9 protein-coding genes are annotated in these 12,828 nt (G+C 73.3%); 4 read left to right on the forward strand and 5 right to left on the reverse strand.

Annotated elements, in window-relative coordinates:
• Positions 1-159: 159 nt before the first annotated feature.
• Positions 160-1,686: an ATP-binding cassette domain-containing protein gene (locus ACT3SP_RS02225; RefSeq protein WP_444585605.1), complete on the forward strand. Its 1,527-nt coding sequence runs from the start codon at positions 160-162 to the stop codon at positions 1,684-1,686.
• Between the two features lie 50 nt (positions 1,687-1,736).
• The gene (locus tag ACT3SP_RS02230) at positions 1,737-3,125 is read left to right on the forward strand and encodes a UTP--glucose-1-phosphate uridylyltransferase (protein ID WP_444585606.1); all 1,389 of its coding nucleotides are present in this window, start codon (positions 1,737-1,739) and stop codon (positions 3,123-3,125) included.
• 37 nt (positions 3,126-3,162) lie between these two features.
• Here ACT3SP_RS02230 and ACT3SP_RS02235 read toward each other — a convergent pair whose 3' ends face one another.
• The 3 genes from ACT3SP_RS02235 to ACT3SP_RS02245 form a co-directional block, all read right to left on the reverse strand.
• Complete coding sequence (locus tag ACT3SP_RS02235; RefSeq protein ID WP_444585607.1) at positions 3,163-4,467, reverse strand: glycoside hydrolase family 76 protein; 1,305 nt, start codon at positions 4,465-4,467, stop codon at positions 3,163-3,165.
• An 84-nt stretch (positions 4,468-4,551) separates the two neighbouring features.
• Positions 4,552-5,625, reverse strand: coding sequence for an acyltransferase family protein (locus ACT3SP_RS02240; protein ID WP_444585608.1), 1,074 nt, complete (start codon positions 5,623-5,625; stop codon positions 4,552-4,554).
• 115 nt (positions 5,626-5,740) lie between these two features.
• Positions 5,741-9,217: a bifunctional proline dehydrogenase/L-glutamate gamma-semialdehyde dehydrogenase gene (locus ACT3SP_RS02245; RefSeq protein ID WP_444585609.1), complete on the reverse strand. Its 3,477-nt coding sequence runs from the start codon at positions 9,215-9,217 to the stop codon at positions 5,741-5,743.
• 242 nt (positions 9,218-9,459) lie between these two features.
• Between ACT3SP_RS02245 and ACT3SP_RS02250 the strand changes: the two genes are divergently transcribed.
• Positions 9,460-9,843 carry a hypothetical protein gene (locus ACT3SP_RS02250; RefSeq protein WP_444585610.1) on the forward strand — a complete coding sequence of 128 codons (384 nt, stop codon included), beginning with the start codon at positions 9,460-9,462 and terminating at the stop codon, positions 9,841-9,843.
• 57 nt (positions 9,844-9,900) lie between these two features.
• Here ACT3SP_RS02250 and ACT3SP_RS02255 read toward each other — a convergent pair whose 3' ends face one another.
• Both ACT3SP_RS02255 and ACT3SP_RS02260 read right to left on the reverse strand, forming a co-directional pair.
• Positions 9,901-10,509: a thymidine kinase gene (locus ACT3SP_RS02255; protein WP_444585611.1), complete on the reverse strand. Its 609-nt coding sequence runs from the start codon at positions 10,507-10,509 to the stop codon at positions 9,901-9,903.
• 34 nt (positions 10,510-10,543) lie between these two features.
• Complete coding sequence (locus ACT3SP_RS02260; RefSeq protein ID WP_444585612.1) at positions 10,544-11,806, reverse strand: GNAT family N-acetyltransferase; 1,263 nt, start codon at positions 11,804-11,806, stop codon at positions 10,544-10,546.
• Between the two features lie 66 nt (positions 11,807-11,872).
• On the opposite strand from ACT3SP_RS02260, the gene ACT3SP_RS02265 reads away from it, so the two are divergent.
• Complete coding sequence (locus ACT3SP_RS02265) at positions 11,873-12,808, forward strand: sugar phosphate isomerase/epimerase family protein (protein WP_444585613.1); 936 nt, start codon at positions 11,873-11,875, stop codon at positions 12,806-12,808.
• Positions 12,809-12,828: the final 20 nt, after the last annotated feature.

The raw sequence follows: 12,828 nt of genomic DNA on the forward strand, positions 1-12,828 counted from the left end.
GTGGAGGCATGTGCTGCCAGTTCTCGACCGCGACGATGATCGCGCGTCCCCGCGCCCGCCGCTGACGGCGGCGCCCCACCACACCCCCACGCCGTCGTCCGGATCCTCACCGGGCGGCCCTCCGCCATGCCCGGTGCACCCACCACCGGAAGGCACCCCATGGCCCAGCACACCCCGTTCCCCTCGTCCACCGGCACCGCGCATCTGCGGGCCCGCGACCTGCGCCTCGCCCGGGGCGGGCGAGTCCTCCTGGACCACGTCGACCTCACGCTCGCTCCCGGCGACCGTCTCGCCGTGGTCGGCGAGAACGGGCGCGGCAAGACCACCCTTCTCGACACCCTCGCGGGCGACCTCGAGCCCGAGGCGGGCATCGTCGAGCGCCACGGCGCCCTCGGCCTGGTCCGCCAGGAGCTCGCCACGGGCGGCGCGGACGCAGGCTCCTCCCGCACCATCGGCGACCTCCTCGACACGCTGCTCGCCCGCCCGCTGCGCGCCCTCGAGGAGATCGATCGGGCCGCCGCCGCGCTGAGGGACGAGAGCGCCGCCGCTGCGCAGCGCTACGACGAGGCGCTCGCCCGGGCCACGGCCCTGGACGCCTGGGACGCGCCGCGCCGGCTGGAGATCGCGCTCGAGGAGGTCGGGGCGCTGACCGACCGTGCCCGTCCGCTCGCGCAGCTCTCCGTCGGGCAGCGCTATCGCGTGCGCCTGGCCGGCGTCATCGCCGCCCGTGACGACCTGCTCCTGCTCGACGAGCCCACCAATCACCTCGATGCGCGGGGGCTCGAGCACCTCGCGGCCTCCCTGCGCGAGCACCGGGGCGCCGCCGCGATCGTCTCCCACGACCGGGTCCTGCTGAAGGACGTCGCCACTGCGTTCCTCGACCTCGACCCGACCCGCGACGGACGGCCGCTGCAGGTCGGCGGAGGCCACGATCAGTGGCAGGAGGCTCGACGCCGGCACCGCGCCGCCTGGGAGGCCGACCACCGCGTCCAGCAGGAGGAGCACCGCCGGCTCGAGGACGGCGCGGCGGCCGCCCGCTCCCGGCTCACCACCGGCTGGCGCCCGGACAAGGGCACGGGCAGGCATCAGCGCCAGTCGCGCGCCCCCGGGATCGTGCGCGCCCTGGGCGGCCGGCTCGAGGAGCTCGCCGCACACCGGCTCGACGTGCCCCCGCCCCCGCCCCGGCTGCACCTGCCCGAGGCCGGCACCGCGCCGGGCAGGCCGCTGCTCCGGGCCGATGCGGTGCGGGTGCAGGGCAGGCTCGCCGAGACCACCCTGCGGCTCGAGGGCGGGGACCGGCTGCTGGTCGTCGGCCCCAACGGCGCCGGCAAGACCACGCTGCTGCGCGTGCTCGCCGGGCGCCTGGCTCCCAGCAGCGGCGCGACCCGCGTGCTCGGCGGTGCGCGGATCGGGCTCCTCGCCCAGGAGGACCCCGCCGAGGGCGAGCATCGGGGCAGCCCGGGGGAGCGGCGCCGCCGCCGCCTGGCCCGCCTGTTCGCCGAGCGGCCGGACGTCCTGCTGCTGGACGAGCCCACCAACCACCTCGGCATCAGCGGTGTGGACGATCTGCTCTCCGCGCTCGAGCAGGCTCCGTCGGCCGTGGTCGTCGCGACGCACGACCGCTCGGTCCTCGGCGCTCTCGCCCGCTGGCCGTCCCTCCGGCTCGGCGACCCCGAAGCGCCGTGACCCCGATCCGCCGTGACCCCGATACGCCGTGACCCCGATACGCTGTGACCATGAGCACCGATGGACTCGCCGCCGCCCAGCAGAAGATGGCCGATGCCGGGGTCGCCCGGACCGCGATCGACGTCTTCACCCATTACTACGGCCAGCTGGAGGAGGGTGTCACCGGGACGATTCCCGAGGACACCATCGAGCCGTACCTCGATCCGCCCCGGCTCGAGGACGTGAAGGTCGACGTGGGCCACGCCAAGGAGATCTTCGACCAGCTGGCGATCATCAATCTCAACGGCGGGCTGGGCACGTCGATGGGACTGGACCGGGCCAAGTCGCTGCTGCCCGTGCGGGAGGGCAAGACCTTCCTCGACATCATCGTCGAGCAGGTGCTGGCCGCCCGTCGCGGCACCGGCTCCCGCCTGCCGCTGATCTTCATGAACTCCTTCCGCACCCGCGAGGACACCCTCGAGGTGCTCGCGAAGCACCCCGATCTGCCCGTCGGGGACCTGCCGCTGGACTTCCTGCAGAACAAGGAGCCCAAGCTGCGGGCGGACGACCTCACCCCCGCGAGCTGGGAGGCGGACCCGGATCTCGAGTGGTGCCCGCCGGGCCACGGTGACATCTACACCGCCCTGCAGACCTCGGGCCTGCTCGAGAAGCTGCTCGAGGCGGGCTTCAAGTACGCCTCGGTCTCCAACTCGGACAACCTCGGCACCGTCCCCAGCCCCGTGCTCGCCTCATGGTTCGCCTCCACCGGAGCGCCCTACGCCGCCGAGCTGTGCCGGCGCACCGCCGCCGATCGCAAGGGCGGCCACCTCGCGGTGCGCAGGTCCGACGGGCGTCTGATCCTGCGCGACACCGCACAGACCCCCGCCGAGGAGATGGACTTCTTCACCGACGAGCACCGCCACCCGTTCTTCCACACCAACAACCTCTGGTTCGACCTCGAGCAGATGGCGGCGGTGCTGGAGGAGCGCGACGGCGTCATGGGGCTGCCGCTGATCCGCAACGAGAAGACGGTGGATCCCGCGGACCCCGAGAGCACCCCCGTCTACCAGGTCGAGACCGCGATGGGCGCCGCGATCGAGGTGTTCGACGGCGCCACCGCGATCGTGGTGGGTCGGGACCGCTTCCTGCCGGTCAAGGCCACCAGCGATCTGCTGCTGGTGCGCTCGGACGCCTACGCCCTCGACGAGCGCGTCGCCCTCGTCCAGCAGGTCGAGACCGTGCCGGAGGTGTCCCTGACCGCCGGCTCCTACAAGCTGATCCAGGACTTCGAGCCCCGCTTCCCCGAGGGTGTGCCCTCCCTCAAGGAGGCCACCAGCCTGGACGTGCAGGGCGACTGGACCTTCGGCGCCGACGTCGCCGTGGTCGGCGACGCGGTGCTCGGCGAGGAGGGCGGCGTGGTGCCCGAGGGTGCGCGGGTGGGGACCACCCCGGCCGGGTGAGACCGGGCCCGGCCCGGCAGCGGCCGACCCGTGCCGGTCAGCTCAGGTGCCGCCAGCTGCTGCGCGGCAGGCTCGCCAGGGCCAGGGTGCGGGCGAAGCCGGCCTGGTCCAGCAGATGCGTGCCGACGTCGCTCTCCCGGGAGCCCGTGACCAGGTCCGTCTCCGGATCCCGACGGTTCTCCCACAGCCGCTGCGCATAGGCCTCCGTGATCCGGCGGCCGGGCACCCCGCCGCCCAGGATCGACTCCGCCATCAGCATGTTCGACAGCAGTATCGCGGTGAACTGGATCGGCTGGTCGTCGAGCTCCGCCCCCTCGGTGAAGGGCTCGTAGTGCGCGATGACCGCGTCGACCAGCTCGAGCGCGCTGTCACGGTGGACGGCGTCACCGGTGATCTCGAAGGCGAGGGCCTCGCAGCCCAGCGGCACCCCCTGGTTGTAGGTCCAGTGGGTGCGGTCGATCTCTCCGTCGGGCTTGATGTTGTCCCAGTACAGTCCCGTGTCCGGGGAGAGCAGGGTGTCGCGGCCCCAGGACATCCAGCGCAGGGCGTCCTCGAGGGCGGCCTGCTCACCGGTCAGCTGGTGCCAGCGCAGCGCGACCTTGGCGGAGGGGAAGGTCGAGACGGTGTTGCGGTCCTGGTTCCACTCGCCCTGGGTCCACTCGATGCCGCCCGGGGAGGCGAGATCGGGGTCGGTCGACTCCCCGGAGCGGAACAGCTCCAGCAGCGCGCCGGCGCGGTCGAGATCTCCCGCGGCACCGCCGGTGAGCAGGTGCTGCTCGATCTCCAGCAGGGCGATCCAGTCGTTGTCGTCGTAGAAGAGATCCCCGTGCGCGCCCTGCGCGGAGTCCGTCGCGGCGGTGTAGCCGGGGAGCCCCGTGGTGCCGCCTTCGGGGTACCAGTAGTGCTCCTGGGCGCGACGCAGCGCCGCATCGGCGGCGGGCAGGTCGAGGTCCCCGGGGTCCACCGTGCCCCGCGCGCCCTCCCGGGCGGCGATCAGCTCGGTCACCGCGGCGCGGGCCTGGGAGAGCGGCCAGACGTAGGCGAACTCCGGATCGTCCGGCTGGCGCGGCACCTGCTCGACCAGCATGTCCGGATCCGTCTCGGCGCGGAAGCTCCGCAGCAGGGCGTCGGAGGCGGCGACGGCACGGGCGGCCGTCTCCGCCGCGGGCAGCGGACGGAGCACAGGATCGGCGGGCGGGGGCACGGCGGGCGCGGGCACGGCGGGGTGCGTCCTCTCGGAGGGGGCGGCGTGGGCCGGGGAGACGAGTGGGGAGGTGAGCAGGGCGCCGCCTCCCAGGGCGGCGAGGACGCCGCGTCGCGACGGGATGGTGGAGCCGGTCATGGAGGGCCTCCGCGTGCTGTCGGGGAACCGGGCCGGTCCTACGCTAGCGCCCCTGTGACCTGGTGCACACCCTCGCCGTGCGTCTCAGACGCGGTGCGGCGGGACCTGCTCCCTCGTCTCGTCGCGCACCAGCTGGTCGCCGATCGGCGGATCCGTGAGCCAGCGGGTCAGCCGGGAGACGATGCCGGTGGAGAGCGCCGCGGTCAGCAGGAGACCGGCGCCGATCACCACCAGGGAGCCCCACCAGCTGATCAGCCAGGCGGGCGGACCCTCGCCGTACCGGATCGGCAGGAGCAGCACGGGGTGCAGCAGGTAGATGGTCAGGGATCGGCGTCCCAGCACGGTGAGCACGGAGGTCCCTCGGGGGGAGACGACCAGCAGCGCGAGCGTGCCGATCGCACCGACCACGAGCACCGCGAGGCGCAGGCCCATGTCCCACAGCGCGCCCGTGTCCTCGGGATAGGCCTCGCGCAGGAAGAAGTGGGAGGCGCGGACGTGGTCGCGCAGCGCGACGGCGCACACCAGTGCGCCGAGCAGCACCGCCGCCCCGGCCCAGCGGTGCGGGAAGGCGCGGATCCGCGCGAGGACTGCCGGGGTGGTCACCAGGCCCAGCACGAAGAAGGGCAGCATCCCCACCAGGCGGCCCAGGGTGAACAGCGAGTCGAGGTCCGGGTCCAGCGGGGTGATCACGGAGATCGCGACCGCGAACACGAGCGGGTACCTCAGCTGCCGCAGCACCGGCGTCGCGAGCCGCCACAGCAGCAGCGCGAGCAGGAACCACAGGGTCCAGGCAGGAAGGAACACCTGCAGCTGGAACTGCTGACCCAGCAGCAGCGTCTTGCCGACCTCATGGACCGTCTGGAAGATCAGGTACGGCACCGCCATCGCGGTCAGGAGGCGCTTCACCTGGCGGGGCTCGTTGCGGTAGGACCGCGAGAGGTGCCCCGAGATGGCCACGAAGGCGGCCATGTGGAAGGTGTAGATCCACACCCGGACCCCGTCGGCGATCCAGTTCTGCTCCACCGCGAAGCACTCGATCGTGTGGCCCACCACCACGAGCACGATGAGGATGCCGCGCGCGTTGTCGAGATACGGATCCCGGGCACGTCGGGCGGCGGGGGGCGCGGCGGACGGGGACGTCGGGGCGCCGTCGGACATGGAAGCTCCTGGGCAGGGGGTCTCGGGGGTACCCGCACAGGGTACGGTCCGGGATCTCCGCGCCCCCCGAGGCGCGCCCGCCGGGCCGCACGGCCGCTGCTCCCGGGAGCTCCTCTCAGCTGCGGCCGCGCGCCCAGCCCGCCCCGCCGGTGAGGTCCAGCGGATGGGGGAGCGGGTTGCCGAAGCGGTGGTCGGTGGCGCTGATCGCCTGCTCGCGCACGAAGGGCAGCAGCTCCACGCGCCCGCTGGCGAGCACCGGCCCCGTGAACAGCGCGACCTCGACCTGCCGGGCGATCGCGGTGCGCAGCGCCTCATCGGCCTCGCCGATCAGTCGGATCCGGGGCTGGGGGAGCGCAGGGACGCGCGCCGCGAAGGCGGCGGCGTCCTCGAGGTGCACGGCCTCCGCGCCCACGCCAGCGGTGCGGGCCGCGTCCGCGAGCCCCGGCGAGTCCGCCGAGACCTCGACCTCGGCGCCGACGGTCGCGGCGGCGTGCAGCACCCGCTCGAGCTCGTGCGGCGCGGCGCCCGCCGCGGCGCGGATCATCACCGGCAGAGGCAGGTGCCGCAGCACGTTGATCTCGCCGTGCAGGTCCTGGACGTCGCGCGGTGCGAAGGCGCCGGTCCAGTGCTCGCGGTCGCTGTGCCGTGCCTCGGCGAGCCAGTCGCCGGTCGCGGCACGCGCATCGGGGACCTGCTCCCCATCGGCCCAGTCCATGAGATGGACCAGGTAGTTCGGGCCGCCGGCCTTCGCGGTCTGACCGATCGCGGAGCGCTTCCAGCCGCCGAAGGGCTGGCGCTCCACGATCGCGCCGGTGATGCCGCGGTTGACGTACAGGTTCCCGGCCTCGACGTGCTCGGTCCAGTAGGCGATCTCCGCCGGCTCCAGGGAGTGCAGGCCCGCGGTGAGCCCGAACGCCGTGCCGTTCTGGATCCGCACCGCGTCCTCGAGGGTCTCGGCGTGGATCACGCCCAGCAGCGGGCCGAAGTACTCGGTGAGATGGAAGGTGGAACCCTCCGCCACGCCGGTGCGCACGCCGGGCGAGAACAGGGTGTCGGAACCGTCCAGCGCCTGCGGCGGGGACAGCCACGTCTCCCCGGGGGCGAGCTCGGTCAGTCCCGAGCGCAGCTTCTCCCCGGGCGGTTCGATCACCGGTCCCATCTGCACGGTGGGATCGGTGGGCCGGCCGACGTGGAGGCTCAGCACCGCGTCGGCGAGCTGCGCGGAGAAGCGCCTCGAGACGGTCACCGAGCCGACGGTGATCACGAGCGAGGCCGCCGAGCACTTCTGACCGGCGTGCCCGAAGGCGCTCGCGGCCACGTCGCGGGCGGCCAGGTCGAGATCCGCCTGCGGGGTCACGATGATCGAGTTCTTGCCGCTGGTCTCGGCGAGGATCCGCAGCTCCGGCCGCCAGGACGCGAACAGGGCGGCGGTGTCCGAGGCGCCGGTGAGGATCAGCTGCGAGATCCGCGGATCGGCGATCAGCGCCCGGCCCACCTCGTCCTCCGGCACGTCCACCAGGGTGAGGACGTCCTGGGGGACCCCCGCCTCGTGGAGCAGGCGGCCCAGCAGGGCGCCGCAGCGGCGGGACTGGGGAGCCGGCTTCATGATCACGGCGCTGCCGGTGACCAGCGCGGAGAGCATGCCGCCGACGGGGATCGCGACGGGGAAGTTCCAGGGCGGCGTGACCAGGGTCAGCGGGCGCGCGCTCGGGACGAGATCGCTGCGCCGCGCGAGCTGCTCGGCCTGCTCCGCGTAGAAGAGGGCGAAGTCGATCGCCTCGCTGACCTCGGGATCGCCCTGCTCGAGGGTCTTGCCCGTCTCGGAGGCCATCACCTCGAGCAGCTCCGCGCGGTGGGCGGCGAGGGTCCCCGCGACGCGGCGCAGGATGCTCGCCCTGCGCTCGACGCCCTGCTGCTCCCAGGCGGGCTGCGCGGCGAGCGCCCGGGCGACGGTCGCCTCCACGGCCTCGACGGACTCGAGGCGAGCGGCGCGCGCCTCCTCGACGCCGAGCTCGGAGCCCCGGATGCGATGGGTGATCCGGGCCGCCCACTGCTGGTTGGCGGGGGTCGACAGGTCGGTGTCCGGGGTGTTGCGGAAGGCGCCCGGCACCGCGGGCAGGGCGGGGGTGCCGAGCTCGAGCCGCCCCCCGCTCCCAGCGACCTCCGCGGCGCGGTCCTGATCGCGGTGGGTGGTCGCGGAGGTCTCCGTGAGCGCCCGTGCGAGGGACGCGGCGAAGCGCCGCCGCTCGCGATCGAAGAGCTCCTCGGAGCGGTCGAGCTCGAACGCCGCGGAGAGGAAGTTCTCCGAGGACGCGTTCTCCTCGAGACGACGCACCAGGTACGAGACGGCCACGTCGAAGTGCCGGGGGTGCACGATCGGCACGTACAGGCGCATGGTGCCGGTCGCCTCGCGCACCACGGCCTGCTGACCGGGCGCCATGCCGGCCAGCATCTCGAACTCCACGCCGTGCCCGGGGCCGGCGGGGATGGCGCGCTCCTGCATCAGCAGGTGCGCGAAGGCGACGTCGAAGAGGTTGTGCCCGGCCACCCCGAGCTGCACGGCCTCGAGCCGCTGCGGGTCCAGCGCCTCGAGCAGCATCCGCTTGTACTGGGCGTCGGTCTCCTCCTTGGACAGCAGCGGCGCCTGCGTCCAGCCGTGGACGGAGGCGTCGACCTGCTCCATCGCCAGGTTCGCTCCCTTGACCAGGCGCACCTTGAGGGGGGCGCCGCCCTCCGCGACGCGACGCTCGGCGAATCGGCGCAGGCGCTGCATCGCCGAGGGCGCATCGGGCAGGTAGGCCTGCAGCACGACCCCGGCATGCAGCGAGGAGAGCTCGGGACGGTCCAGCAGCGTCTCGACGACCCGCAGGGTCAGCTCGAGGTCCCGGTACTCCTCCATGTCCATGTTCACGAAGGTGGGCCGCTGTCCGCGGGAGGCGTCGAGGTACAGCGGCAGCAGGGTCTCGACGATGTGGTCGACCGTCTCCTCGGCCGCCCACAGCGGCAGATGGTCCACGATCGAGGACACCTTGATCGAGACGTAGTCGACGTCCTCACGACCCACCAGCTCGCGCACGCCCTGCAGACGGCGCGCGGCCTCCTGGGCGCCGAGCACGGCCTCGCCGAGGAGGTTGATGTTCAGGTTCGTGCCGTCGGCCGTGAGGCGAGCGATCGCCGTGCCCAGCGGGCGCGGGCGCGCGTCGAGGATGAGATGCGAGACCATCCGGCGCATGGCCGCCTGCGCGAGGGGCACCACGAGCGAGGGGGCGAGGGCCGAGGTGGCTCCGCCGAGAGCGATCACGCGACGCAGCGGCGCAGGCAGGAAGGCGGGCGGATCCTGCGCGAGCCGCCGCAGCTCGACGGCGGCGGCGCGGGGGTCCTCGGGCCGGATCACGCGATCCACGAAGGCGAGCGTGAAGTCGAGACCCTTCGGGTCCTGGAGCAGGTCGGACAGCATCCGCGCCGGTCCCGGCACGGGACGGGCGGCCGCCGCGTCCACCCAGGAGCGGACCTGCGTCGCGACGTCCTCCACGGTGACGGAGGTGGGGTCCGGGGTGTCGTGGGGGGACTGCGGAGGGAGTTCAGGGGACAACGGAGGCTTCTCCTCGATCACTGCGCCGGTGCGGTGGGACAGGGCTGAGGGATGACGAGATGTGAACGCCTCCGCCCTGCCTCTGATGGTATGACCTCCGTGGCCCGCCGGCCGCCCGGACGGGGCTCCCGGGTGGGGAGAACCTGTGATGGAGTCGGGACCGTTCGGTAGGTCCGCCGCACGCGCGGCGAAGCGGCTGTGGCACGATGCAGGGCACACACCGGACGATCCTGGAGGCAGAGATGAAGAAGCTCATTTTCGTGGCCGGACTCGCGATCGGCTTCGTGATCGGCTCCCGCGCCGGTCGCGGCCCCTACGAGTCCCTCGAGCGCACTGCGCAGCGGGTGGCCGAGGACCCCGAGGTCCAGCGACGCGCCACCCAGGCCCGGGAGACCGCGACGAAGGTCGCCAAGGACTCCGCCGAGACGGTGAAGGAGAAGGGTCCGGAGGTCGCCGCCAAGGCGCAGGGCGCGGTGGCCGGTGCGGCCGACTCGGCCAAGGAGCGCCTCGGCGGCGGCGAGGAGGCCCTCGACGAGGGTGCCTCGGCCGTCGCGGAGAAGTCCGCCGACAGCGCACGGGCCGGCGGCGACGCCGAGGTCGGCGAGGACGAGCCGCTGAGCTCCTGAGCCGCTGATCACCCGAGCGCGTCGGCCCCGGGGCCGACGGACCCGGACGCGCCGGGGTCACCCGAGGACGGCGACCCCGGCGCTCTCCTGTTCGTGCAGGAAGCACGGACCGCACAGCGACATGTACGTCACCTCGGCACCGTCGATCGCGACCTGCTCGCCCTCGAAGACGAAGCGCCCCCCGACGACGCGGCAGTTGAACTCGGCCTGCGAGCCGCAGCGGCACATCGTGGGGAGCTTCTCGATGTTGTCGGCGAGCTCGAACAGACGCGAGGCGCCCGGGAACATCGCGGTGCGGAAGTCGGCGCGCAGGCCGTAGCAGATCACCGAGATGCCGTCCTGCTTCGCGATCCGGAACAGGTCGTCGATCTGCGGCGGCTCGAGGAACTGCGCCTCGTCCACCAGCACGCAGTGCAGCGGACGCAGCGAGCGCTCGTCGGCCGCGGCCCTGACCCGCGCGCGCAGGTCGTCCCCCGTCGCGGCGAGCACGTCCACCCGCCGTCTGGCGCCGCCGCGCGCGACCACCCAGTCCTCGCCCTTGGTGTCCAGCGCCGGCTTCACGGTGAGCGTCGCCAGCCCTCGCTCGTCGTAGTTGTACGCCGTCTTGATCAGGGTGTCGGACTTCCCGGAGTTCATCGCTCCGTACTTGAAGTGCAGCTTGGCCATGCGCGGTGCTCCAGGGATCGGGGGAGGGCGGGGGTCAGAAGGCGTCCAGCACGCTGGGCCGCGGCCCGGCCAGGAGCGCGTCGACGAAGGACTCGGCGGCCGGGTCCGCCGCGGCGACCAGGCCCTGGCGGCGCGCGTCGGCGAGCGTGCGACCGCCCACCAGCAGCAGGGAGGCGGCGTGGACGTCGAGGCGCACGGTGCCGAGCACGGGGGGATCCGCGATGCCGGGCGCCGCGGCACCGGAGGATCGGGCCTCGAGGGGACGGGCGACGATCTCCCCCTCGGCGGCGGAGACCAGGAAGTCACCGGCCGCGGCGCAGGTGCCGGCGGGGACGGTGCCGTCCTCGACGACCAGGCGGACGGCGCCCGCGAGACCCGCCGGGGCGGTGCGGGCGCGCAGGGTCGCTGCGGTGTCGACGACGCGCATCATCACCAGCGGGACCGGCGACGGGTCGGGGCGTGCGCGGCCGCCGGGCAGCACGTCCAGCAGCGGGTCATCGGTCCGCAGCCGCAGGCGCACCAGCTCCGTCACCGTCGCCCACGAGCCGAGCGAGCGCAGCAGCGCCAGCCTGTCCTCGCGGGTGCGGCCGAGGATCTCGTGCACGTCGAGGCCCACGCCGTCCCCGGCGTCGCCGCGGCGGGTCCAGGAGAGGTATCCCTGGTCGTCACCGTCCTCGTCGACCAGCAGCAGGGCGGACCATCCTCCGCCGGGGAGCCCCTCGGGGAACAGCGGGCCCTCGCGGCGCAGCATGGCGTTGTCCTCGGCGCACAGGCGGTGGTACAGGTCCCTCACCCGCGGCATCGTCCCGGCGGTGACGGGGACCAGGTGCCGCCGCGGCACCGGTGCGATGCGCTGCAGGTCCAGCAGCGGCACGATCAGCGACTGGCCGCGGGCGACCACCTGGTAGCCGTAGCGGCGGTAGATCGCGGGATTCGAGGGGTAGAGCATCGACAGGGGCATCGACTCGGCATGGCAGCGCGCCACGACGGCGGTGAGGAGCCGACCGAACAGTCCCTCCCCGCGGTGCGCCGGATGCACGGCCAGACCGCCGACGCCGCCGCAGCGTGCCGTGGCGCCCCCGAGCATGATCCGGTCATGGCGGATCCGGGCACCGGCGGCGAGCACGGCGCCCTCCCCTGCGGACAGGGAGGAGGAGTCGATGCCGATCGCGGTCTGTCCGGGAGCGAAGTCCCGTGCCGCGTCCGGGGCGGTCGGATCGAAGGAGCCGCCGAAGGCGTCGGCGGTCATCGTCGCGTAGGCGAGATGGTCCTCGGCGGTGAGATCGCGTACCGGCATGCGGGAGAGTCTAGGGGCGCGGCCTGATGCATACTGACCACGCCCGCCCCGTCCCGAGGAGATGCAGTGAGTCCACGCCGTGACCGCAAGCCCTATACACGGGCGAACAGCGCCGGTCGCTCCGCGAAGGAGAAGCTGTCCAACCGGCTCTCCGCCGGCGATCCCCGCAGCGAGCAGGATCCGCAGCGGCGCATCCCGGTGGGCCTGTCCACCTCCTCGGTGTTCCCCTCCGGCGTCGAGGAGGCCTTCCGCCTCGCGCACGAGATCGGCTACGACGGCATGGAGGTCATGGTCTCCTATCCCAAGGACAGCCAGGACCCGTCGATCCTGCGCGAGTACTCCGAGCGGTACGAGCAGCCCATCCTCTCCCTGCACGCGCCCACCCTGTTCTTCCTGCAGGGGCTGTGGGGACGGGATCCCTGGGTGAAGGTCGAGCGCACGATCGAGATCGCCCAGGAGCTCGAGGTGCCCACGATCGTGGCGCATCCGCCGTTCCGCTGGCAGGGGAAGTACGCGCGGGGCTTCGTCGAGGGCGTCGCGGCGCTCGAGGAGGAGCACGGCATCGCGATCGCGGTGGAGAACATGTATCCCTGGCGGCTGGGGCTGCGCGAGGTGCTGAACTACCTGCCGGACCACGACCCGACCGACGAGGAGTACGAGCACGTCACGGTCGACCTCTCCCATGCCGCGACCGCGGGCGACGACGCGCTGGAGATGATCGAGCGCCTCGGGGACCGGCTCACGCATCTGCACCTGGCCGACGGCTCCGGCCGGTCGACCAAGGACGAGCACCTCCCGCCCGGCGAGGGCAATCAGCCCTGCGCGGAGATCCTGCGCCGCCTGGCCAACCGGGGCTGGGAGGGGTCCGTGCTGCTCGAGGTCACCACCAGCAGCAACGCCGTGATCCGGGAGCGCACCCTGCGCCAGAGCCTCGCCTTCGCCCGGCACCATCTCGGCCATCACCTCGAGGACGAGGAGGACGTGGGATCCACCACCACCTGAGGGCGTGCCCAGGCGCAGGT

Source organism: Brachybacterium sp. AOP43-C2-M15, assembly GCF_052446295.1.
Taxonomy (GTDB): Bacteria; Actinomycetota; Actinomycetes; order Actinomycetales; family Dermabacteraceae; genus Brachybacterium.

What these genes read in the sequence shown, in the direction of transcription:
- ACT3SP_RS02225 (WP_444585605.1), top strand. Translation starts at nt 160, where the DNA reads ATGGCCCAGCACACCCCGTTCCCCTCGTCCACCGGCACCGCGCATCTG.
- ACT3SP_RS02230 (WP_444585606.1), top strand. Translation starts at nt 1,737, where the DNA reads ATGAGCACCGATGGACTCGCCGCCGCCCAGCAGAAGATGGCCGATGCC.
- ACT3SP_RS02235 (WP_444585607.1), bottom strand. Translation starts at nt 4,467, where the DNA reads ATGACCGGCTCCACCATCCCGTCGCGACGCGGCGTCCTCGCCGCCCTG.
- ACT3SP_RS02240 (WP_444585608.1), bottom strand. Translation starts at nt 5,625, where the DNA reads ATGTCCGACGGCGCCCCGACGTCCCCGTCCGCCGCGCCCCCCGCCGCC.
- ACT3SP_RS02250 (WP_444585610.1), top strand. Translation starts at nt 9,460, where the DNA reads ATGAAGAAGCTCATTTTCGTGGCCGGACTCGCGATCGGCTTCGTGATC.
- ACT3SP_RS02255 (WP_444585611.1), bottom strand. Translation starts at nt 10,509, where the DNA reads ATGGCCAAGCTGCACTTCAAGTACGGAGCGATGAACTCCGGGAAGTCC.
- ACT3SP_RS02260 (WP_444585612.1), bottom strand. Translation starts at nt 11,806, where the DNA reads ATGCCGGTACGCGATCTCACCGCCGAGGACCATCTCGCCTACGCGACG.